The organism is Phytoactinopolyspora alkaliphila (assembly GCF_010550695.1).
GTDB classification, from domain to species: domain Bacteria; phylum Actinomycetota; class Actinomycetes; order Jiangellales; family Jiangellaceae; genus Phytoactinopolyspora; species Phytoactinopolyspora alkaliphila.
Map to the genome: position 1 here is coordinate 210,421 of NZ_JAAGOB010000007.1, position 22,702 is coordinate 233,122.

Below are 22,702 nucleotides of genomic sequence, written 5' to 3' on the forward strand. Positions count from 1 at the left end.
GTGGCTGGTGCAGGGCACTAGAATCGGGCCATGACGTCCCTGATCCAGTCGAGGCTGGCCGGGGTACTGGAGTAGTTGCCGTAAGTGCAGCGGCTGTCGCCGCTGGACGTGAGACCGACCTGAGAGCGCTTGCCGTCAACGAGCTGAACAAGCGGCCCATGGTTGGCGCGGACCTTGGAGGTCGAGACCTGTACGACGCCGCCGCCGCTCGAGCGGTTGAGGCTCTTCACTCGGACGGTGAGTGCGGAGTTGGGAATACGCACGCCGTCGGAGTAGACGCAGTGCCTGGCGGTGAGGATTCACCGGTTGTGCACGATCGACGCTGAGCACTTGTACCTGCCGTTCGCGTGGAGAGTAGCCATTCCTCGGGATGATGTGGCAGGTTCTCCGCCGACAATCGGTTGCGCCATGTGAGACCGCTCCGGCGAGGGCGCACTCGGCGCGTTGCCATGATTACCCCCTCGGGGTATGGTGTGGAGGCGAGATACCTATGCCGGGTATACGTTACCGGCGTGAAGTGAGTCTGATGACCAATCGATGCGAAAACTGGATGGCTCTTCGATGAAGACATCGAGCAAGCTTGCTGCCTATACAGGCGTACTGGCCGTGGCCTTCGCCGGCGCCGCCGGTCTCGGCAATCTGACCGGCAGTCCGATCGAGCGTCCGCCGGCTCACGAACCGACCGGGCACGCCGCCGACGCAGACGACGTCTCGGCCGCCGGTAGCGACGCCGGCGGAAGCAGTGACGTCCAGGAGGATGGTCATGCCGACCCGGGAGATGGGCACGGCGACCAGGAAGATGGGCACGGCGACCACGGCTCCGCCCCGGCTCCCGCCGAAGCGCCCCCGGGCCTGCAGGTGTCCGAGCACGGTTACACCCTGTCCGCGATCGAGGCTCCGGAGCGAGCGGGCGACGCGGGCCAGTTTCGCTTCCGCATCCTGGGGCCGGACGGCGAACCGGTGACCGAGTTCACCGAAGCCCACGAGAAGGACCTGCACCTGATCGTCGTGCGCACCGACACGGCCGTGTACCGGCACGTGCATCCGGAGCTGGACGCGGAGGGTGTGTGGTCGATCGACTGGGAGTGGGCGACGCCGGGAACGTACAAGGTGTTCGCGGATTGCACACCGACGGACCTCGGCGCCGGGCTGACCCTGGCGCGTACCGTCGACGTTCCCGGAGGCTACGACGTCGAGGTGCCGGCTGAGAGCGCGGTCGCCGACGTGGACGGCTACACGGTCACGCTCGGCGGGGACATCGCGGCGGGCCAGACCTCTGAGGTGACGGCGACCATCGAGCGCGACGGTGAGCCGGTCACTGATCTGGAGCCCTATCTGGGTGCTTATGGCCACCTGGTCGCGTTGCGCGAGGGCGATCTTGCCTACCTGCACGTCCATCCGGAGGGCGAGCCTGGTGACGGGATCACCGAGCCCGGCCCGGACGTCACCTTCTACGTCGAGGCGCCGACCTCGGGCACGTATCGCCTCTTCCTCGACTTTCAGGTGGACGGACAGGTCCGCACGGCCGACTTCACGCTGACAGCCGGCGGGAGCGGCAGCGAGGCGGCAGGCGACGAGCCGAGCGACGACGAGCCGGTGCACGACGAAGAAGACGGTCATGGCCACGCCGATGGCTAACATGGCAAGGACGGAGACTTTCTGATGACTACTGAGACAGCGAGCGACGCCGACGGCGCCACGAGTGCCGCCGTCGCCACGTCCCGAGTAGAGCTCGTCATCGGCGGAATGACCTGCGCGTCGTGCGCGGCTCGGATCGAGAAGAAGCTCAACCGGGTGGACGGGGTGACCGCATCGGTGAACTTCGCCACCGAGAAGGCAAGGGTCGAGTACACCGGCGACATCACCCCGCAGGACTTGGTCGCGGTGGTGGAGCAGACCGGCTATCAGGCGGAGCTTCCTCCCGAGCCGGACGACTCTCGGCCGGACGCGGGAGAGCCCGCCGCCGAGGACCAGCACGGCCGGGAGCTGGCGGCACTCAAGAACCGGCTGATCGTCAGCGTGGTCCTCTCGGTACCCGTGATCGCCCTGGCCATGGTCCCGGCCTGGCAGTTCGAGTACTGGCAGTGGCTGTCCTTCACCCTCGCCGCGCCGGTGGTGGTGTGGGCGGGCCGGCCATTTCACAAGGCAGCGTGGGCCAACCTCAGGCATGGTGCCGCCACGATGGACACTCTCATCTCCATGGGTACCAGCGCGGCGTTCCTGTGGTCGGTGTACGCGCTGTTCTTCGGCACGGCGGGCGAGCCGGGGATGTCTCACCCGTTCGAGCTGACCATCGCCCGGGTGGACGGCTCGTCGCAGATCTATCTCGAAGTCGCTGCGGGGGTGATCACGTTCATCCTCCTGGGGCGATACTTCGAAGCTCGCTCGAAGCGGCGCGCGGGCGCGGCTCTGCGAGCGCTGATGGAGCTCGGGGCCAAGGAGGTCACTCTGCTCCGCGAGGGGCGCGAGGTGCGTGTCCCGGCGGCTGAGCTCGCGGTGGGCGACGAGTTCGTTGTCCGGCCTGGGGAGAAGATCGCCACGGACGGCGTCGTCGTCGACGGCTCGTCGGCGGTGGACGAAAGCATGCTCACCGGTGAGTCGGTGCCGGTGGAGGTAGGCGTCGACGATCGCGTTGTCGGTGCCACGGTCAACGCGGGCGGGCGGCTCGTGGTGCGGGCCACGCGCGTCGGCGCAGACACCCAGCTCGCCCAGATGGCCAAGCTCGTCGAAGAGGCGCAGACCGGCAAGGCTGCGGTCCAGCGGCTGGCTGACAGGATCTCCGCGGTCTTCGTGCCCATCGCCATCGGGATCGCGATCGCCACGCTGGGATTCTGGCTCGGCACCGGTGACCCGCCGGCTGCGGCGTTCACGGCCGCCGTGGCGGTATTGATCATCGCGTGCCCGTGCGCGCTGGGGCTGGCCACGCCGGTAGCCCTGATGGTGGGCACCGGACGCGGCGCTCAGATGGGCGTGCTGATCAAGGGCCCCGAGGTGCTGGAGTCCACCCGCCGCGTCGACACCGTGGTGCTGGACAAGACCGGCACCGTCACCACTGGGCAGATGACTCTGGTCGACGTCGTCGTCGACGAGGGAACCACGGAGGACGAGGCCCTGCGGCTGGCCGGTGCGCTGGAGAACGCGTCCGAGCATCCCATCGCGCAGGCGATCGCCAAGGGCGCGCAGCAGCGCGTCGGCGAGCTCGCCACGGTGGAGTCGTTCGAGAACGTCGAGGGCCGTGGCGTCCAGGGCATCGTGGATGGGCACGCCGTGGTCGCCGGCCGGGAGAGCCTGCTCGCGGACTGGTCCCAGCATCTGAGCCCGTCGCTTAAACAGGCCAAGGCGGTGGCCGAGGGCGAAGGTAAGACCGCCGTCGCGGTCGGCTGGGACGGCGAGGCGCGGGGGATTCTCGTGGTCGCCGACGCGGTGAAGCCCACCAGTAAGGAGGCGATCGCTCAGCTGCGCCGCCTCGGACTGACCCCCATCCTGCTCACCGGCGACAACGAGACCGTGGCCCGCACAGTCGCGGCCGAGGTCGGCATCGACGAGGTGTTCGCCGAGGTGCTGCCGAAGGACAAGGTCGACGTTGTGCGACGGCTGCAGGACGACGGCAAGGTGGTGGCGATGGTCGGCGACGGCATCAACGATGCCGCCGCGCTCGCGCAGTCCGACCTGGGCCTGGCGATGGGCACGGGGACCGACGTCGCCATCGAGGCGAGCGATCTGACCCTGGTGCGGGGCGACCTGCGCGCGGCCGCCGACGCTATCCGGCTGTCCCGCAAGACCCTCGGCACCATCAAGACCAACCTGATGTGGGCGTTCGGCTACAACACGCTCGCCATCCCGATCGCCGCGGCGGGCCTGCTGAATCCGATGCTGGCCGGGGCGGCGATGGCCTTCTCGAGCGTGAGCGTCGTGATGAACAGCCTACGGTTGCAGCGGTTCGCCTCGGCCATCGACTAAGGGCGTGGTGGCGTGCGGGTCCGTCCGGGTCTCTCTTCGGCTCGGAATAGCCTATCCGGTGAACGCGGGCGGACCTGCGGCCTCGGAGGTCTGACGCGGTACGGCGGTGTTCGGCTCGGCCCGCCACAATGCCCAGGCGAGCCAGGCCGAACCGACGGTCAGAAGGACGCCGTGTGCGATCCGGACCGGTGCGGGCCCGAAGAACTGGGGAATGAACAGGACGAAGCCGAGGGCCACGAGCGAGCCGCTGTGCCGTGCCAGCACACCTGAACGGCGCACCGCGAGCGCTGCATGTACGGCCGCGACGGCGAGCACCACCAGGCCGGTGACGAACATGGTGGCCGCGGTGGGGTCGAACCGCACGGCGTCGGTCACGTCGAGGAGGTCGAACGAGGCGCCGTCGCGGTGCGCCGCGGCGACCGCATGCAGGCCGAACGTCTCGGCGCCGTAGTAGGGGAGTGTCAGGCCCGTCCCGATGATGCCCGCGACCACCGCCTTGCGCCCAGCGTTCTGGCCGGGTGTGCCCTGTACTGCGCTGCGAACTGCCAGGAAGCCCAGGGTCACGAGCACGAAACCGAGCATCGCGCACAGGTGCGAGACGATCCACCAGGCCGAGCTGAGTGCCTCCTCGGCTCCCGCGACAGTGGTCTCGTCACGCCATGGGCGCACGGCGTTGTAGAGGAAGAACAGGACACCTGCCAGGGCGAGGGCACCTGCGCCGAGCCGTCGCTGGGAGGGGGGCGTGGTGTGCGTGGACATGTGTGCTCCTGAGGCGAGTGGGGCGCGGCCGGTGCCCGAGACGACGCTGGCTCGGCGGTTCTGAGCGAATCGACGATAGCTATAAAGCTATGAGCAATAGCCAACGTAGTCAAGCGTCCGGCCCACGGTGGTTGTCAGCGGGTCTCGACGTGGGTGACGACGATATCGAGCAGCCAGGGCCGCGCCGGGCGTTCCGGCTCGGTGAGTTCGGCCTTCCAGCCCAGTTCCGCCAGAAGATCGGCGACGTCTACCGGTCTCCGGGGCACCGCCGGGGACTCGAGCAAGGCGCGCACCACGCGTCCCTTCGTCGCCTTGCTGTGGTGACTGACGACGCTGCGCTTGCCGTCCCGCTCGTGCAGCACGCGAATCCGGACGCTGCGCCCGGTCAGCGACGGGTCCGGCCGCCAGAACGCCTCGTAAGTGGTCGAGCGCAGATCGATGACGACGCCGTCGCCGGCCGCCGGCGCAAGCACGCCGGCGAGCTTGGGACGCCAGTGGCCAGCGAGCGTGCCGACGGACGGGAGAGTGACGCCGCCGCCCAGACGGTAGGCGGGAATCCGGTCGGCGGGCCGCAGGGCGCCCCAGAGACCGCTCATGACGACGAGTCGCTCGTCGGCGCGGCGGGAGGCGTCGTCGTTCAGCGAACCCAGGCCGAGGGCGTCGAAGAGCACGCCGGCGTACACGTCACGGGCGGGAGCCGCGGGCGTCTCCATGAGCGCGGCGTTGCGGCGGACGTCGTCGGCCTGCTTGGGGCCGAGCCCGAGGGTCTCGACGGCTCGCCGCGGGCTACGCGTGCACAGGCGCATCAGCGCGGTCAGGACCTTCCGCCGAGCGGACGTGAGCTCCGGGAACGAGAGCGACTCGACGTCCACGAGCCGGCCTGATTCGGAAACGGCCTTGCCTTCAGATGGCGGCAACAGGATCAGCACACCAGCACCCTACGTGGCACGTCCGGGCCTGCGTGGCACGCTCCCGAGGTGGCGCGTGGCACGCCCGGCACCGGGACGCCGTTGAAGACGCGCCACAATCTCGCCCCACCGGGTTTGGGGGAGAGTGACGACTCGCAGCAAACGATTCGTGCTCAGGGGGTCTTCGGCCATAGGCTAGTGGCCCGTGGTGACGATGCAGGACGCGCTGATCGCGCTGACGAAGTACTGGACCGACCGGGGCTGCATGATCGCCCAGCCGTTCAACACGGAGGTCGGTGCCGGGACCATGAACCCGGCGACCATTCTCCGGGTGCTGGGGCCGGAGCCGTGGCGCGTCGCTTACGTCGAGCCCAGCGTGCGCCCCGACGACGCCCGGTACGGGGAGAACCCGAACCGGCTGCAGACACACACCCAGTTCCAGGTCATCCTGAAGCCGGACCCGGGCAACCCGCAGGAGATCTACCTCGCCAGCCTCGAAGCGCTGGGCATCGACATCCACGCCCACGACATCCGTTTCGTCGAGGACAACTGGGCCTCGCCGGCTCTCGGGGCGTGGGGCCTGGGCTGGGAGGTCTGGCTCGACGGAATGGAGATCACCCAGTTCACCTACTTCCAGCAGGCCGGAGGCGTCAGCCTGGATCCGGTCTCGGTGGAGATCACCTACGGCATCGAACGCATCCTGATGGCCCTGCAGGGCGTCACCCACTTCAAGGACATCGCCTACGCCCCTGGTGTCTCTTACGGTGAGGTCTTCGGACAGTCCGAGTACGAGATGTCCCGCTATTACCTGGACGACGCCGACGTCGATGCCAACCGGGCGCTGTTCGAGACCTACGCGGCCGAGGCCGAGCGGATGCTCGCCCAGCGGCTGCCGGTGCCGGCGTACACATACGTGCTCAAGTGCTCTCACGTCTTCAACGTGCTCGACGCCCGCGGCGCCATCAGCACCACGGAGCGGGCGCAGGCCTTCGCCCGGATGCGCGGCCTGGCACGCGAGGTGTCGGCGTTGTGGATCGCCCGTCGCGAGGAGCTGGGGCATCCGCTCGGCACGGGCGCCGCGAACGGCCCGGCGGAACCGTTGCTGCCCGAGATGCCGGACGTGTCCACCGTCCCGGCCGATGGGACGTCGTCGCTGCTGTTCGAAATCGGGACCGAGGAGATGCCGCCGCACGAGGTCTCCCAGACGGTCGAGGCGGTCCGTGCTGCCGTGACGGAGAAGCTCGCCGCCACGCGCCTGGGGCATGGGCGCATCGAGGTCTTCGGCACGCCGCGTCGAGTGGTGGTCACCGTCGGCGACGTCGAGGCTCGCGAACCCGACGCCCAGCGCACGGTCAAGGGGCCGCGGGTCAGCGCCGCCTACGACGACGCCGGGCAGCCCACGAAGGCGTTGCTCGGGTTCGCCCGCGGCCAGGGCGTCGAGGTGGAGGACCTCGGCGTGGCCGACTTCGGCGGCAATGAGCACGTCGCGGTCACAGTCACCGACCTCGGCCGCACCGCGCCGGAGCTGCTGTCCGGGCTGCTCGCCGACGTGGTCACCGGGCTGCGCTCGGAGAAGAACATGCGGTGGTGCGACCCGTCGCTGTCGTTCACCCGCCCCATCCGCTGGCTCACCGCGCTGCTCGGCGACAGCCAGGTGCATGTCCGGGTCTCGTCACTGACCAGCGGACGCACCACGCGCGTGCATCGGACCGCCGACGAGCCCGTGGTGCAGGTGGCCTCCGCCGGCGGCTACCCGGAGTTCCTGGCCGCGCACGGCATCGTCGTCGACGCCGCCCGTCGCCGGCAGGAGATCGTCGACGCCGCCCAGGCGCTGGCCGGCAGGGTGGGCGGCCAGGTGGACATCGACGGTGAAGCCGCGTTGATCGACGAGATCACCAACCTGGTCGAGCAGCCGAACGCTTTGCTCGGCAGCTTCGACTCGCGCTATCTGGAGCTGCCGGAGCAGATCCTCACCACGGTGATGCGCAAGCACCAGCGCTACCTGCCGGTGCGGACCTCCGACGGCGCACTGCTGCCGAACTTCGTCGCCGTGGCCAACGGGGCCTGCGACGAGGCCGTGGTCCGGGCGGGCAACGAAGCCGTACTCCGCGCTCGCTACGAGGACGCCGCCTTCTTCTGGCGGGCCGACCTCGGCGTGACGCCGGAAGACTTCCGGGCCAAGCTGACCCAGCTGACCTTCGAAGAGCGGATCGGCTCGATGGCCGATCGGGCGGACCGGATCGCCGCGGTGGCGTCCGACCTGGCCGTCGACGTCGCGCTGGACGAGAGCGGCGCGGCTACCCTGGCCCGCGCCGCGGCGCTGGCGAAGTTCGACCTCGCGTCGCAGATGGTGGTGGAGCTGTCCAGCCTGGCCGGCGTCATGGCGCGCGAGTACGCCTCCCGGGCGGGGGAGAGCCCGGACGTGGCGCAGGCGCTGTTCGACATGGAACTTCCCCGGCACACCAGCGACTCGTTGCCGGACACGGTGCCGGGCGCGCTGCTCGCCCTTGCCGACCGGTTCGATCTGCTGATGGCGATGTTCTCGCTCGGCGCCAAGCCGACCGGGAGCTCTGACCCGTTCGGTCTGCGCCGCGCCGCCCTCGGCGTGGTGCGCATCCTGCGGGCCAAGCCCGAGTTGTCCGCCGTGACCGTGGACAGCGGCCTGCGTTCGGCCGCCGAGCGTCTCCGGGCGCAGGGCGTGAGCGTCGCAGACGATGCCGTGGACTCCGCCCGCGAGTTCGTGGTGGCGCGCTTCGCCCAGCAGCTGCGGGACGAAGGCGTGCCCGTGGGGTTCGTCGATGCGGTTCTGCCGGGTGCGTCGGCGCCGGGTACGGCGGCAGGTGAGCTCGCCGTGCTGCGTCAGCGTTCCGAGGACTCCAAGTTCCGCGAGCTGGTCACCGCCCTGCAGCGCATCGCCCGGATCGTGCCCGCTGGAACCGCGGCCGGATTCGATCCCGCGCGGCTCAAGGAGCCGGCCGAGGCACGGCTGGCCGAGTCTGTGCAGGCGCTCGGTGACTGGTCCGACGGATCGGTGGGTGCGTTCGCCGACGCCGGCGGGGCCATCGTCGACCCGGTGAACGTGTTCTTCGACGAGATCCTGGTCATGGCCGAGGACCCCGACGTCCGGGCGTCCCGGCTCGGGCTCCTGGCCACGATCCTCGCGCGCAGCCCGTCCTCGATCGACTGGTCGGCTCTGGACACCGCGCTCGGGCAGTAGCCGGTAGCCCGCCTCGTCTCCGGGCGGCGGGCGCGGCACGGCGACGATGCGGCGGTTCAGCGCGCGGGGAGCCCCACCGTCTCGCGCACATCCCGCCAGCTCTTCAATACGGCGCGGACGGCATCGTGCTGTTCCGCGTCGGTGGCCTGCGCGTGTGCATCGGCGAGGACGTCCTCGATCACGGTCCGCGTTCCGGTCAGCGCGGACTGGACGGCCGACTCGACCATCGCGAGGCTCAGCACATTGCCGTGTGCCTCCCCGGACGGCGTCGTACCGGTGCGCAGGGCGTGAACGAACTCGGCGAGGGCGCCGGAGATCTGCTCGGGCACTGCCGGGGCCCGGCGTGCCTCGCCGGCGGTGCCCGTGCGGCCGGGCATGTCGACGGTGGGGGAGCCGTCGCCGTCCCAGAGCGCGCTCCCAGTCTGCGCGCTGATTCGCCATCGCCCGTTCCACGAGGTCTCGTAGCCGGGACTGCACCAGCTTCCGGTGTAGACGAACTGCGCACCACCACTGAACTCGAAGACCGCCGTGGCCGCAGCATCACCGTCGTACCAGCTCCACGGCGGGTTGTACGCCTGGCAGTAGACCGCGACGGGTTCCTGGCCGACGAGGTGACGAGCAGCGTCGAAATGGTGGATCGCCATGTCCACCAGCAAGGGGTGCGCCATCCGCTCCCGGAACCCGCCGAAATGTGGAGCTTTGAAGAACTCGCAAGTCACGGTCCCCACGACACCCAAGCTCTCCACCAGCCGGCGCAATTCGGCGAAGCCGGCGAAGTAGCGGCGAGACTGGCTGATCATCAGCAGCCGGCCCGTCGCCTCCGAGGCGGCCACCATCGACAGCGCGCCGGCGACCGTTGGGGCGATCGGCTTCTCACACAGCACCGGAAAACCGGCGGACATCGCCTCCAGGTTCACCGGATGGTGAGCCTCCGGGATGGTGACGTTGACGACGGCGTCGGCCGCCACCGTGTCAGCCAGGGCGGCGAGTGAGGTCGCGGTCGGCAGATCGGGCAGCCCGGCCGTTTCGGCCGATCGGCGGGCCACGTCGATGTCGAGGTCGACCAGGCCCACCACTTCAGCGTCGGGCGACTCCGCGATGGTGCGCAGCCATGCGAGACCCATGGCTCCAGCCCCGACCTGGATCATCCGGACAGGTTCAGATGGGTTCATCGTCGTCGCCGCTCAGCGCTTCAGGGCGCCTTCGTAGCCGCGGCCGGCGAAGAACTCGCCCGTCTCGTAGCGCAGAAGAGTCGGCGCGGAGCGTTCCGGCCGGTCCGAGCGGGCCCACTCGACGCCGTTGGCGATCACCTTGCGGATGTCCTTGTGGTGGTAGACGGGGTACTCCTGGTCGCCGGGGGAGAAGTAGAAGATCCGGCCGTGCCCCCGGCGGAAGGTGCAGCCGCTGCGGAACACCTCGCCTCCGGAGAACGAGCTGATGAAGATCAGCTCGTCGGGCGCGGGGATGTCGAACTGCTCGCCGTACATCTCCTGCGCGTCCACGATGATCGGATGCGACACACCCTGCGCGATGGGGTGGGTGGGGTCCACCGTCCAGACCAGCTCACGGTCGTTCTCGTTACGCCACCGCAGGGTGCAGCTGGTGCCCATGAGCTTGCGGAAGATCTTCGACCAGTGCCCGGAGTGCAGCACGATCAGCCCCATGCCGGACAGCACGTGCTGGTGCACACGGTCCACCACCTCGTCGGCGACCTCCTCATGGGCGGCGTGACCCCACCAGAGGAGAACGTCGGTGCCGGCGAGCACATCCTCGGTCAGCCCGTGCTCGGGATCGTCGAGGGTGACCGTGGTGACCACGGCGCGGTCCCCGAGGTTCTCCTCGATTCCTTCCTTGATGGTGGTGTGCATGCCGTTCGGGTAGATCTCGGCGACCTCGGGCTCGAGCTGCTCGTGACGGTTCTCGCCCCAGACGACGACGCGGATGGTGTCGGGCTTCGACGTGGTGCTCATGGAGTCCGTTCCTTGTGGCGTAGGGAGTGTGGGCTCGGCTCCCGGTAGGGGCAAAGCGCTTAACCCCGGTTGTAGAGATTCTTTGCCCGGCCGCACCGGTGTGTCAAGCGGCCATGGCAAACCGCTTAACCGGGCTCTAGACTGGGGGCCGCCACGAGCCGCGTGGCCGAGCTGGACGTAGGTGGAGACATGGCAACGATGCGCGAGGTCGCCGAACGCGCGGGCGTGTCGATCGCCACGGTGTCCTTCGTCGTCAACAACACCAAGCCGGTCTCGCCGGCCACCCGTGAACGTATCGAGGCGGCGATGGCCGAACTCGGCTTCCGGCGCAACGTCGTCGCCCGTGCCCTGGCCAGCCGTCGCACCCGCATCCTGGCGATGGCCTATCCGGCCCTCCAGCATCGGCTGGGAAGCACCGCCATGAGCTTCGTCACCAGTGCGGCCAGCGCCGCGAGCGAGCGCGAGTACCACCTGGTGCTGTGGCCGGTGGACAACGACGGTGTCGAGCTCACCGAACTGATTCGGCAAGGACTCGTGGACGGCATCGTGCTGATGGAGGTGCTGCTCGACGACGCCCGTGTGGACGCCTTGATCTCGACCGGCACCCCGTACGCGATGATCGGGCGTACGGCGGACCCGGCCGGACTGCCGTACGTCGACATCGACTTCGACGCGACGGTGGACACGGCCCTCGACCACCTCCAGAGTCTCGGGCATCGGGAGATCGCGTTCGTCTCTGAGCGCCCTCCCTCGGAGGAGTTCCGGGCGTACGGGGCGAAGGTCCGTGCGGAGGCGGCGTTCCGCGGCAGCTGCGAGCGCCGCGGCCTGGAGCCGATCATCTTGGAATGCGCGCAGAACGCCGCGGGAGGAAGGAAGGCCGCCGGCGAGCTGCTTCAGGCACGGCCACGGACCACCGCGGTGGTGATCATGAACGAGCATGCCGCCTTCGGGGTGGTGTCGGGTCTGGCTCGCTCGGGCGTTCGGGTGCCGGAAGACGTCTCGCTGCTGTCGGTCAGCACGTCGTCGGACATGGGCGCCATGGCCGACCCGGTACTGACGATCATGCGCTCGCCCGGAATCCACCTGGGGCGACTCGCGGTGCAGCTGCTGCTGAGCCAGCTTGACGGAGGCGAGGCGCCCAGCACCCGCTTGCTGCCGTGCGAGCTGCACCAGGGGGAGTCGACCGCGCCCGCGCGCGTACGCGGCTGACGGTCGTGATGAGCCAGTCGCTTCGTGGAAGCTTACGGCCGTTGCTTGACGTCGTGTGGAAGCGTGGTGTCGTCGGGGTGACAATGTGGAAGCTTGTGGTGGTTGTGCTCGGGTCATGTGGAAGCTTGTGGCGGTTTGCCCCTTCTTCGTGGCACGCGCTCGCGCCACGACGCGCGTGAACAGCTACCAGTCAGCCGAGTCGGTGCACGTGGTGGGGGTCGTGCTCCTCGGGATGCTCGCCCTTGGCGTGATCGGCGTGGAAGAGCGCCTGCTCCAGCAGCTGGCGGACGTGCGTGTCGGCGGCGTGATAATAGATGAACGTGCCGTCGCGCCGGCTCTCCACCAGGCCGGCCAGCCGTAGCTTGGCGAGGTGCTGACTCACCCCGCTGGGGGTGGATTCGACCACGTCGGCGAGACAGCTCACCGACGATTCGCCCTGCAACAGCGCCCACATGATCTTGATCCGGGTGGGATCCGCGAGCATCCGGAGCGCGCGGGCCGCGCCGTCGACCTGATCAGCCGTCGGCATGTGGAAGTCCGGGACGCGGTCATGCATGCCCGCCATCTTACGTCGCTGCCTATGTACCTGCGTGATTACGCATATACGTATACTTGCGGGTTATGAGTCATCATCGGGCCGTCAACCGTGCCGGGAGACCCTTCGAGTCTGACGACACCGCTCTCCATGCCGACCGATACCTGCACGATCGTGAGCATGAGCAGGGCCATGACGGCGACCACCAGCACGACGACGACCACCAGCACGCCCACGGACACGGGCACGGAGGCGGGCACGGAGGCGGGCACGGAGGTGGGTCGTCATGGTGGAGGCGGCTCGCCCACGCGATACAGCCGCACTCGCACGACGCGAACGCGGCGATCCAGACCGCTGAGGAAGCCAGCGCGGCCGGCATCCGCGCGGCATGGGTCGGTCTCGCCGGGATGATGGCGACGGCCGGGCTGCAGCTCGTGATCGTCGCGGTCAGCGGTTCCATCAGTCTTCTTGCCGATACGGTGCACAATCTGGGGCACGCCGTGACCACGATCCCCCTGCTGATCGCTTTCCGGCTGGGCCGGCGGCCGCCCACGTCGCGGTACCCGTACGGCTTCCGGCGGGCAGAGGACCTCTCCGGCGTGCTGATCGCGCTGGTCATCGCAGCTTCAGCGGTCCTGATCATCGTCGAGTCAATCGATGCGCTGATCAGTCCGCGGGAACTCGCCAATCTGGGCTGGGTGCTGGCGGCCGGGCTGGTAGGCGCCGCGGGCAACGAGATCGTTGCCGTGTACCGGATCCGTGTCGGTCGGCGCATCGGCTCCGCCGCGCTGATCGCCGAGGGCAATCACGCGCGGGCGGACGGCCTGACGTCGCTGGTCGTGGTGGCCGCCGTCGCGGGGGTGTGGCTGGGCTACCCGCAGGCGGATGCGGTGGCAGGGTTGCTGGTGGCCGGCGCGATCGTGTGGATCCTGGTGAGCTCCAGCAGATCGGTCTTCCGGCGGTTGATGGACGGGGTCGACGACGGGACGCTGCGGCGCATCGCGTCGGTGGCGGCCGGGGTGGAGGGGGTGCGCGGAGTGGGCCGGGTTCGTGCCCGCTGGACAGGGCACCGGCTCGAGGCCGACCTCGACGTCGTCGTCGACGGCACGGTCAGCATGGCCGAGGCCGACGCTGTCGCGGCTGAGATTCACGATGCCCTGCGCCACGGTGTACGCCACCTGGAACACGCCGTCATCTGCCTCCGCCCGCCCATGATCATTGACGATGGCCTACCGGATCGTGTGCACGATCGCCAATGATCATGGGGAAGGGGGCGTGTCCACAAGGTGACCTTCATCGGTCCAGTCATCCACAGATCGCGGATGACCCGTGGGTTTGCGGTGCGGTCCCCGTCAGCATCTGGGCATGGACACGAGTTTCGACCTGCGCGGCGTCACGCCCTCCGGCCTTGCCGCGAGCGGCCTGTACCTACCGCCGTCCGTGCCGTTCCGTGCCAAGCTCGAGGAGCTCGTGCAAGCGCAGCACGGCACGGTCAGCCGTCGCCAGCTCGCCGACTGCGGTGTTACCGATCGGCAGATCTTCCGCTGTCTCCGATCGGGCCGCTGGCGCCGAGTGCACGTCGGCGTCTACGCGACGTTCACTGGGCCGCTGACGTTCAGCGCGCGCGTGTGGGCGGCATTGCTGCGGGCCGGCCGGGGTGCGGTGGCGAGTCATCAGACCGCCGCCTATCTCGACGGCGTGTGCGACGAGCCGGGGACGATCATCCACGTCACCGTGCCCGCAGGACGGCACGTCCGGGGGCGGATCGAGGACGTCCGGGTCCACTACGCCCACCGGCTGGGCCGGACGCGTCATCCGGCGAGAAGCCCACCTCGCACCAGGGTGGAGGAGACCGTACTGGACCTGGTAGACGTCGCGGCGCGGCCTCGCGACGTCGAGTCGTGGGTGACGCGTGCCTGCCAACGACGCCTGTCCAATCCCGAGCGGCTGGCCGAGGCGCTCGGGCTGCGCAAGAAGATCCGCTGGCGGCCGCTCCTCGAGAGCATGCTGTCTGACGTTGCCGAAGGTGCTGAATCGCCCCTTGAGCTGCGCCATCTCCGGCACGTCGAACGAGCGCACGGTCTGCCCAGAGGTCACCGCCAGCGACGCGTCGCCGGCAATCGAGTCATCTGGATCGACGTCGACTACGACGAGTACGCGCTCCGGGTGGAGCTCGACGGGCGGGTCGGCCACGTCGAGGAGGGCCGGTTCCGTGACCGGCGGCGCGACAACGCCGCCACCGTCGGTGGCCATGCCACCTTGCGCTATGGACACGCCGAGCTGTTCGCCGATCCCTGCGGGGTCGCGGCCGAGCAGGCACGCGTGCTCGCTGCGCGCGGATGGGCCGGGACCCTTGGCCGATGCGGACCTGACTGCGCCGCCTTCCCATGATCATTGGCTTTCCCTGACCCCGTCGGGTGCAGAAAGGCCAATGATCATGGGAAGGGTCGCGATGGGTCTGGACCGTCGGCGCGGCGTGGCCTATGCTCTTCGATTAAGCCAATGCCCTTTACCTAATGAGGGCAGAGGAAGGCGGTGAAGAAGAGCGTGGAGCTGACAGGTCCGTCCGCGGAGCGGCTCGCCAACACTCAGCGGGTCATCGCCGCGCTAGGCCCGCACGGCCGGCTGACCTTGGCTGACCTGCGTTCTGCCACGGGATTGTCGCGGCCGACCCTCAGTGCCATCCTCAGCGAGCTCATCGACGACGGCTGGATCGTCCAGGGGGACGCACGTAGCGGCATGGGCGCCGCGCCTGGCCGTCCGGCCCGTCCCTATTCAGTCAACCCGGATGCCGGATTTGTCGCGGGCGTAGACATCGGCCTCCATAAGGTGCTGGTCGTCATCGCAGACTGGACGGGCGCCGTCCGGCATCAGCTCCGGCATGATCTCGACCCGGGGGCTCCCGGCGACGAGCGGGTGGTCAAGGTGCAAGCGGCCGTCAGCCAGGCCACCGCTGCGCTGAGCCTGCGCGTGGACCAGCTCATCGGCCTCTGCCTGGGCGTGCCGGGCATCGTCGACGAGTCGGGCCGGATCACCCGTTCCTCGGTAATCCCCGACTGGACCGGCTTCCACGTGGGCCGGTCCTTCTCCCACTGGTCCGGTTGCGCCGTCGACGTGGTGAACGACGCCAATCTCGCCGCGGCCGGGGAGCGCTGGGCCGGCGCTGCCAGGCTGCGCGACGACGTGATCTACGTCCTGGCCGGGCGCCGGGTCAGTGCCGGACTGATCCTGGGCGGCCAGGTGCACCGGGGTCGCAACGGAGCCAGCGGCGAGATCGGATCGGCGCCGGCCCTGTTCGTCGACCCGCCGGCGATACTCCTCGGTGAGGCGGCCGGGCAGGAGGATCCGCGTATTCCGGAGGTCTTCAGGCAGGCCGGCGCAGGTGACCGCGAGGCGAGGCGGCGGATCGCCGAGCTCTGCGACCGGCTCGGATTCGTCGTGGAGATGCTGGCCAAGACCCTCGATCCGGACATCGTCGTTCTCGGTGGCGGACTGAGCCTGGCGGGAGCGCCGCTGCTCGATGGAGTGCGGTCCGCGGTCACGCTCAATGCTGACGTCTCCCCGCCGATCGTCCTCGGTGAGCTGGCCGAGACGGCGGTCGCTCTGGGAGGAGTCCACGTGGCCATCGTCTCGGCCGCCCGGGCCGACGCGCGGCTCCAACCGCTGGTCAGTGCCCGCGCCACGTGGCCCGATTCACCGGCGGGTTTCCACCCCGCGGGCGCTGACCTGGGCAGAACCGGCTCGGCCGCCGCGGCAAGCGAGCTACCACCCGGAGAGACGGTGCCTATCGCGGATTCAGCGGCCGACCCAGCCCCACGATCCGACGAAGGGAGAACGGGATGAGACGCCGAGCTTTCCTGCGCGCCGCCGCGGCCGCGCCTGCCGCCGCCGTGCTCGGGTGCTCGTCGTCCAGCGACGACGACCGCCAGCACGGGCATGCGTCGATCTCCTACGGCATGTGGGACCAGCTCCAGGTTCCGGCGATGCACGAGGTGATCGCGGCCTTTCGGAAAGAGCATCCGGACATCGACGTCACCATCCAGCTGACACCGTTCAGCACGTACTGGACGCGGCTGCAGACCTCGATCACCGGAGGCGGCGCCGCGGATGTGTTCTGGATGAACGGCCCGAACATCCGCCGCTTCTCGCACTACGGCACGCTCCTGCCGATCTCGGACCGGCTGGCGGCGGACGGCGTCGATCTCGCCGACCACCCAGACAATCTCGTCGACCTTTACGCCTACCAAGGCGAGCAGTTCGGCATCCCGAAGGACTACGACTGCATCTCCCTGTACTACAACACCGAGCTGTTCGACGAGGCCGGCGTGCCGTATCCGGACGACACCTGGACCTGGGAGACGGTGCGCGAGGCGTGCCGGGAGTTCCGCGTGCCTAGCCGGGGGCAGTTCGGCATCAGCTCGGCGCTGGACCGGCAGCGCAACCTCTATCCGGCGATCTTCCAGAACGACGGCTGGGTGGTGGATGGGCGCGAGTCCGGATTCGCGGACGAGCGCACTATCGGCGGCCTGGAGTTCTGGACCGATCTGATCAACGCGGACCTGGCGCCCAACGCGATGGCCACCGCGGACACCACCGGACGTTCTCTTTTCCTCGGCGGGAAGCTGGCGATGTACTACGGACTGCCGAACGACGCCGTGGAGGCGTACGACGACGAGGCGGTCCGGGAGAGAACGGACATCGCGGTGCTCCCGCAGGGGAGCAGCCGGGGCAACGTCATCCACGGCCTGGCCAACGTGATCAATGCGCGTACTCCGTTTCCAGATGCCGCCTACGAGTTCGTGAAGTTCATGGCCACCCGTGAGGTGGGCGAGATCCAGGGCGCCAGCGGCACCATCCTGCCGAGCTTCGCGGGAACCGAGTCCGGCTATGTCGACTCCAAACCCGAGTTCAACCTGCGGGCGTTCATCGACCAGATCCCGGACTGCATCGCGTATCCGATCTCCATGGACACCAACACGTGGGAGAACCAGCAGTACACCCTTCTCGGCGACGCCTGGATCGGCGATCCGGGCCGCTCGGTGGCTGACGCCTCCCATGCCCTGGCCTCGGCGATGAACCTCGTCCTCGAACAGGAGCCGTGAGCATGGCAGTACCAACCACCGCGTCCACCCCGGCCACACCCGCGCCCGCCCGCCGCCGTCGCTCCATCCGCTCGGGCGGGCGGGCAGGACTGATCGGCTACCTGTTCATCGCTCCGGTCGGCATCGGACTGCTGGTGCTGTACATCTATCCGGCGGTGGCGACCTTCGCGCTCAGCTTCACCGACTGGGGTCCGTTCGGCGGCAACACGTTCAACGGGTTCGCCAACTATGTGGCCGTGTTCCGCAACGACCTCTTCTGGCGCTCGCTCGGCAACACGCTGCTCTACATGTCGATCGGGCTGTTCGTGATCCCCATCGCCATCGTCATCGCCACGCTGCTGAACAAGCCGGGATTGCGCGGAGTGGGTGTTTACCGGACGCTGTACTTCATCCCGTTCGTCACCCTTCCGGTGGCCAGCGGCATGGTGTGGAAATGGCTGTACAACGGCGACTACGGGCTGATCAACGCATTCCTTGGCAATTTCGGCATCTCGGGCACCTACTGGGTGGCCAACCCGGCCACCGCGTTGATGGCGATCGGCATCGTGCAGGTCTGGTCCCAGATCGGGTACTACCTGGTGATCTTCATCGCCGGAATCAAGGCGATCCCGCAGACGTACCTTGAGGCGGCCGAGCTCGACGGCGCCGGGCCGTTGCGCCGCTTCTTCACCGTGGTGCTGCCGCTGCTCAGCCCAAGCATCTTCTTCTGCTCGGTGATCAACGTGATCGCCACGTTGCAGATCTTCGACCTGATCTACGTCATGTCGCAAAGCTCCAGCGCCAATCCGGCGTTCAACTCGGCTCAGTCGATCGTGACGCTCTTCTACCAAATGGCGTTCGTGGAGAACAACAAGGGCAACGCCACCGCGCTCGCGTTCTTGCTCATGCTGCTGATCGCGGCTTTGACCGCTGTGCAGTTCCGGCTGCAGAAGAAGTGGGTGTTCTATGACTAGCACGACGACGCCGGCCTCCACCGCAGCCGCGCACCCGGCCCGGTGGCGCGGATCGGCACGCGGCACCTGGGCCGGCAGCGTGATCACGCACGCCGTGCTGATCGCCGGCGCCGTGGTCATGGTGTTCCCGTTCGTCTGGCAAGTGCTCACCGCGTTCAAGACGCAGGCGGAGGCGGTGGCGGTACCCGTGCAGGTCTTCCCATCCCGGTGGGAGTGGGCGGTCTTCACCGAGATTTTCGACGTGCTGCCTTTCGCCGAGCAGCTGCGCACGTCGGCAATCGTGGCGCTGGTGCGCACCGTCGGACAGGTACTGCTCTGCTCCCTTGCGGCGTACGCTTTCGCCCGGCTGCACTTTCGAGGCCGGGAGCTGCTGTTCGCGCTGTTCCTGTCCGTGCTGATGGTCCCCGGCCAGTTGCTGATCCTGCCCCAGTACGAGCTGATGGTCAGCTTCGGCCTGCTCAACACGATCCCGGCGTTGATCCTTCCCGGCCTGTTCTCCGCGTTCGGGACGTTTCTGCTCCGGCAGTTCTTCCTGACCATCCCGGCCGAACTGGAGGAGGCGGCACTGATCGACGGGGCGAGCCGGTTGCGGATCTACTGGAGTGTCATGCTGCCATTGGTGCGCCCGGCCTTGGCGGCTCTCGCGGTCATCACCATGATGAACTCGTGGAACGACCTCCTCTGGCCCCTGGTGGTGAACACCGATCCGAACGTGATGCCCATCAGCGCCGGGCTGACCACGTTGCAGGGCCAGTTCCAGACCAACTATCCGGCGCTGATGGCCGGCGCGCTGCTGGCGAGCCTGCCGATGCTGCTGGTCTTCCTGGTGTTGCAGCGCCAGTTCGTCCAGGGCATAGCGCTCACCGGGAGCAAGGGATGAATGAGAGACGGCAATTGAGACTCGGCGTGGTCGGCGTCGGCGTGCGCGCGGAGCTGGCGAGGCACGCCGGCCAGGCAGGTGGCCGCGTCGTCGCCTGTGCCGACCCGGCTGCCCGGGCCCGGGATACGGCGCGGGAACTGTTCGGCCCGGAGACACGTGTCGTCGCCGACCACCGCGACCTCGTGGGTCACGGGCTGGACGGGGTGTTCGTCACAAGCCCGGACCACACGCACGCGCGGGTGGCCATCGACTTCCTGCGCGCCGGTGTCGCCGTCTACCTGGAGAAGCCGATGGCGACCACGGTGGAGGACTGCGACGCCATCCTGCGGGCCGCCCAGGCCTCTGGCACGCTGCTCTTCTGCGGGCACAACATGCGCTACATGCCGGTCATCGAGACGATGAAGTCCCTGCTGGACGCCGGGGAAATCGGTGAGGTGAAGACCGTGTGGTGCCGGCATTTCGTCGGCCACGGCGGCGACTTCTACTTCAAGGACTGGCACGCGGAGGCGGCGAAGTCGACCGGGCTGTTGCTGCAGAAGGGTGCGCACGACATCGACGTGATCCACTGGCTCGCGGGGGCGCACTCGGACCTGGTGACCGGCATGGGCGCGCTCCAGGTCTACGGGGACGTGACCGACCGCAGGGACAATTCCGGCCGCCGGATGCGAGAGTGGTTCGACGTGGGAAACTGGCCGCCGGCCGACGCCCGCGAGCTCAACCCGGTGATTGACGTGGAGGACACCTCGATGATCCACATGCGGCTGGCCAACGGGGTACTGGCCAGCTACCAGCAGTGCCACTTCACGCCGGACTACTGGCGGAACTACACGATCATCGGTACCCGAGGCCGGATGGAGAACTTCGGTGACACCGTGGACGCGGAGATCCGTCTCTACCAGCGGCGCTCGGACTACGACCCGGTCGGCACCCGGGTCGTCCCCGTGCCGCGTGGCAGCGGCGGGCACGGCGGCGCCGACGCGGCCGCCGTCGCCGAGTTCCTGGCCGCGATCACGGGCGAGGCGGTACCGCGCACGCATCCGCTCGACGCACGTGCCGCCGTCGCGACGGGCGTCGCGGGCACCGCGTCGATCCGGACCGGTTCGGTGCCGATCCGCATCGATCCGCCAAACCTGACCCACGAGGCCGAAGTCCCGGCAGCACGAACCCACAACAGCGAGGAGCACACGTGAGAAACACCGACGGTCCGGTCGACGTCGCACTGATCGGGGCGGGAGGCATCGCCGGCGTTCATCTGGCCGGATGGCTGGCCCTGGGCGCCCGCGTCCGGGTCTACTCGACGGCCGACGCGGAGCGACTGGTGGCCGGGCACCATCTCGCCGAGGTGGCGCCGAGCCTGCAACACGCGCTCGACGGTGCTGACGTCGTGGATGTCTGCACGCCGACTTTCGCCCACCCGGACGTCGTACTCGCCGCCGCGGCGGCCGGCTGCGACGTGGTCTGCGAGAAGCCACTCGCCTCCACCAGCGCCGTCGCGGCGGAGATGGTCGACGCCTGTGAGCGTGCCGGCGTGCGGATTTTTCCGGCGCACGTGGTGCGGTTCTTCCCCGAGTACACCGCCATGCAGCGGCACGTGGCCGCAGGCGGCGTCGGCGATATCGCCGTTCAGCGCTTCACCCGGTCCGGCTCCCGGCCGGTGCGGGACTGGTTCGCCGACGACGACCTCAGCGGCGGCATCGTCATGGACCAGATGATCCACGATCTCGACTTCGCCCGGTGGACCGCCGGCGAGGTGGAGCGCGTCTTCGCCCGCCGGGCCGTCGGCCCCGACGAGGGCGGTGTCCGCGGCGTGGTGTCCGCGCAGGCGATCCTGACTCACGCCAGCGGCGCCGTCAGCTACGTGACCGGCACCTGGGCGGCGCCGGGATCCACGTTCCGCACGACGTTCGAGGTAGCCGGCACGGGCGGCATCGTTCACCACGATTCCGTGGCCCGGGCGCCGCTGGCGATCGACGGTGGAGCCGCGGGGGAGTCCCGGGGCCTGTTGCCGGGCACGGCGTTCACCGAGAGCCCGTTCCTCACGGAGCTGCGGGCATTCCTCACGGCGTTCCGCGGGGGACCACCGCCGCCGGTGAGCGCACACGACGGCGTGCAGGCGGTACGGCTCGCCGAGGCGGCCAACGCCTCGATCGCGAGCGGCCAGGCAGTTGAGCTGAGCAACGACGACGTGGAGGTTCTCGCATGAAGATCGGTGTGTTGTCCTTCGCCCACCTGCACGCGGCGTCGTACGTGCAGAATCTGCTCGCCATGCCGGACGTCGACGTGCTGGCGACCGACCCCGGGCATGCCGAGCGTCCCGGTGAGAGCGGCGGTCCCGAACTGGCGGCCGAGTTCGGCGTCGACTACGTCGACAGCATCGACGGGTTGCTGGCCTGGCGTCCCGATGGCGTCGTCGTCTGCTCGGAGAACGCCCACCACCGAGCACACGTCGAGCGCGCCGCCGCCGCGGGAGCGCACGTGCTCTGCGAGAAGCCGCTGGCCACGTCGGTGGCCGACGCGGAGGCGATGGTGCGTGCGTGTGCCGAGGCCGGAGTCCACCTGATGGTGGCGTACCCAGTGCGGTTCTCTCCGGCGTTCACGGCGTTGCGTGAGGCGGTGGAGAAGGGTGCGGTGGGCGCGGTACGGGCGATTACCGGGACCAACAACGGCCGGCTGCCTGCCGGGCGGGCGTGGTTCACCGATCCGGCGCTTGCCGGAGGCGGAGCCATGACCGATCACACTGTGCATGTCGCTGACCTCGTCGACTCGCTGCTGTCCGGAACTCCGGCGGTCAGCGTCTACGCCCAGAGCAACCGGGTGCTGCATCACGACGACGTCTCGGTGGAGACGGCGGGCCTGGTCTCGGTCGAATATGAGAACGGCGTGGTGATGACCGTCGACTGCAGCTGGTCCAAGCCGGATACCTACCCGACGTGGGGCGGGCTGACCCTGCAGGTGGTCGGCTCGGCCGGCGTGGCGGACATGGACGCGTTCGGGCAGCGTGTGGACGGGTTCGCTGCCGAGCAGGGGACCCAGGTCTGGCTGCCGTACGGCGCCGGCGCCGACGACGCGCTGCTGGACGCGTTCCTCGAAGGCATCCGCACGGGCGTACCGCCACAGCCTGACGGCATGGTGGGTGTGCGCACCGCACAGATCGTGGAGGCGGGTTACGCCTCTGCCGCATCGGGCCAGCCTGTCCGCCTCTGACCGCC

19 protein-coding genes are annotated in these 22,702 nt (G+C 68.9%); 13 read left to right on the top strand and 6 right to left on the bottom strand.

The window, feature by feature from the left end:
- Positions 1 to 17: 17 nt before the first annotated feature.
- Entirely contained in the window at positions 18 to 263 is a 246-nt protein-coding gene (locus G1H11_RS14820) for a hypothetical protein (RefSeq protein WP_163819359.1), read from the bottom strand.
- A 298-nt stretch (positions 264 to 561) separates the two neighbouring features.
- On the opposite strand from G1H11_RS14820, the gene G1H11_RS14825 reads away from it, so the two are divergent.
- Positions 562 to 1,638: a hypothetical protein gene (locus G1H11_RS14825; protein ID WP_163819360.1), complete on the top strand. Its 1,077-nt coding sequence runs from the start codon at positions 562 to 564 to the stop codon at positions 1,636 to 1,638.
- A gap of 24 nt (positions 1,639 to 1,662) precedes the next feature.
- Positions 1,663 to 3,960: a heavy metal translocating P-type ATPase gene (locus G1H11_RS14830; protein WP_163819361.1), complete on the top strand. Its 2,298-nt coding sequence runs from the start codon at positions 1,663 to 1,665 to the stop codon at positions 3,958 to 3,960.
- A gap of 51 nt (positions 3,961 to 4,011) precedes the next feature.
- Here G1H11_RS14830 and G1H11_RS14835 read toward each other — a convergent pair whose 3' ends face one another.
- Positions 4,012 to 4,719, bottom strand: a complete 708-nt coding sequence (locus tag G1H11_RS14835; protein ID WP_163819362.1) for a hypothetical protein — start codon at positions 4,717 to 4,719, stop codon at positions 4,012 to 4,014.
- Between the two features lie 134 nt (positions 4,720 to 4,853).
- Positions 4,854 to 5,648 (bottom strand): peroxide stress protein YaaA, encoded by a 795-nt coding sequence (gene yaaA / locus G1H11_RS14840; protein WP_163819363.1) that lies wholly within the window; start codon positions 5,646 to 5,648, stop codon positions 4,854 to 4,856.
- Between the two features lie 193 nt (positions 5,649 to 5,841).
- Here yaaA and G1H11_RS14845 point away from each other — a divergent pair, with 193 nt between their 5' ends.
- Positions 5,842 to 8,844: a glycine--tRNA ligase gene (locus tag G1H11_RS14845; RefSeq protein WP_163819447.1), complete on the top strand. Its 3,003-nt coding sequence runs from the start codon at positions 5,842 to 5,844 to the stop codon at positions 8,842 to 8,844.
- Positions 8,845 to 8,900: 56 nt separating this feature from the next.
- On the opposite strand, the gene G1H11_RS14850 is transcribed toward G1H11_RS14845, so the two are convergent.
- Together G1H11_RS14850 and G1H11_RS14855 are read right to left on the bottom strand one after the other, a co-directional pair.
- Entirely contained in the window at positions 8,901 to 9,992 is a 1,092-nt protein-coding gene (locus G1H11_RS14850; RefSeq protein WP_216843767.1) for a Gfo/Idh/MocA family protein, read from the bottom strand.
- Positions 9,993 to 10,028: 36 nt separating this feature from the next.
- On the bottom strand, positions 10,029 to 10,814 hold the full coding sequence (locus G1H11_RS14855) for a ThuA domain-containing protein (RefSeq protein ID WP_163819365.1): 786 nt from the start codon (positions 10,812 to 10,814) through the stop codon (positions 10,029 to 10,031).
- A gap of 189 nt (positions 10,815 to 11,003) precedes the next feature.
- Between G1H11_RS14855 and G1H11_RS14860 the strand changes: the two genes are divergently transcribed.
- A complete protein-coding gene (locus G1H11_RS14860; protein WP_174257659.1) occupies positions 11,004 to 12,023 on the top strand; it encodes a LacI family DNA-binding transcriptional regulator in 1,020 nt (339 codons plus the stop codon).
- 190 nt (positions 12,024 to 12,213) lie between these two features.
- Here the strand turns inward: G1H11_RS14860 and G1H11_RS14865 are convergent, their stop codons facing one another.
- Positions 12,214 to 12,579 (bottom strand): ArsR/SmtB family transcription factor, encoded by a 366-nt coding sequence (locus G1H11_RS14865; RefSeq protein ID WP_163819366.1) that lies wholly within the window; start codon positions 12,577 to 12,579, stop codon positions 12,214 to 12,216.
- 65 nt (positions 12,580 to 12,644) lie between these two features.
- Here G1H11_RS14865 and G1H11_RS14870 point away from each other — a divergent pair, with 65 nt between their 5' ends.
- The 9 genes from G1H11_RS14870 to G1H11_RS14910 all read left to right on the top strand — a co-directional run bounded on the left by G1H11_RS14870 (position 12,645) and on the right by G1H11_RS14910 (position 22,697).
- Entirely contained in the window at positions 12,645 to 13,817 is a 1,173-nt protein-coding gene (locus G1H11_RS14870; RefSeq protein WP_163819367.1) for a cation diffusion facilitator family transporter, read from the top strand.
- Positions 13,818 to 13,923: 106 nt separating this feature from the next.
- Positions 13,924 to 14,949: a type IV toxin-antitoxin system AbiEi family antitoxin domain-containing protein gene (locus G1H11_RS14875; protein ID WP_163819368.1), complete on the top strand. Its 1,026-nt coding sequence runs from the start codon at positions 13,924 to 13,926 to the stop codon at positions 14,947 to 14,949.
- A 144-nt stretch (positions 14,950 to 15,093) separates the two neighbouring features.
- Entirely contained in the window at positions 15,094 to 16,401 is a 1,308-nt protein-coding gene (locus G1H11_RS14880) for an ROK family protein (protein WP_163819369.1), read from the top strand.
- Positions 16,398 to 17,660 carry an ABC transporter substrate-binding protein gene (locus G1H11_RS14885; RefSeq protein WP_163819370.1) on the top strand — a complete coding sequence of 421 codons (1,263 nt, stop codon included), beginning with the start codon at positions 16,398 to 16,400 and terminating at the stop codon, positions 17,658 to 17,660. The genes G1H11_RS14880 and G1H11_RS14885 overlap by 4 nt, the downstream gene beginning before the upstream one ends.
- A gap of 2 nt (positions 17,661 to 17,662) precedes the next feature.
- The gene (locus tag G1H11_RS14890; RefSeq protein WP_163819371.1) at positions 17,663 to 18,613 is read left to right on the top strand and encodes a carbohydrate ABC transporter permease; all 951 of its coding nucleotides are present in this window, start codon (positions 17,663 to 17,665) and stop codon (positions 18,611 to 18,613) included.
- Positions 18,606 to 19,493, top strand: a complete 888-nt coding sequence (locus G1H11_RS14895; RefSeq protein ID WP_163819372.1) for a carbohydrate ABC transporter permease — start codon at positions 18,606 to 18,608, stop codon at positions 19,491 to 19,493. The genes G1H11_RS14890 and G1H11_RS14895 overlap by 8 nt, the downstream gene beginning before the upstream one ends.
- The gene (locus tag G1H11_RS14900; protein ID WP_163819373.1) at positions 19,490 to 20,683 is read left to right on the top strand and encodes a Gfo/Idh/MocA family protein; all 1,194 of its coding nucleotides are present in this window, start codon (positions 19,490 to 19,492) and stop codon (positions 20,681 to 20,683) included. The genes G1H11_RS14895 and G1H11_RS14900 overlap by 4 nt, the downstream gene beginning before the upstream one ends.
- Positions 20,680 to 21,696 carry a Gfo/Idh/MocA family protein gene (locus tag G1H11_RS14905; RefSeq protein WP_163819374.1) on the top strand — a complete coding sequence of 339 codons (1,017 nt, stop codon included), beginning with the start codon at positions 20,680 to 20,682 and terminating at the stop codon, positions 21,694 to 21,696. Before G1H11_RS14900 ends, G1H11_RS14905 begins: the two co-directional genes overlap by 4 nt.
- Complete coding sequence (locus G1H11_RS14910; protein ID WP_163819375.1) at positions 21,693 to 22,697, top strand: Gfo/Idh/MocA family protein; 1,005 nt, start codon at positions 21,693 to 21,695, stop codon at positions 22,695 to 22,697. The genes G1H11_RS14905 and G1H11_RS14910 overlap by 4 nt, the downstream gene beginning before the upstream one ends.
- Positions 22,698 to 22,702 lie beyond the last annotated feature (5 nt).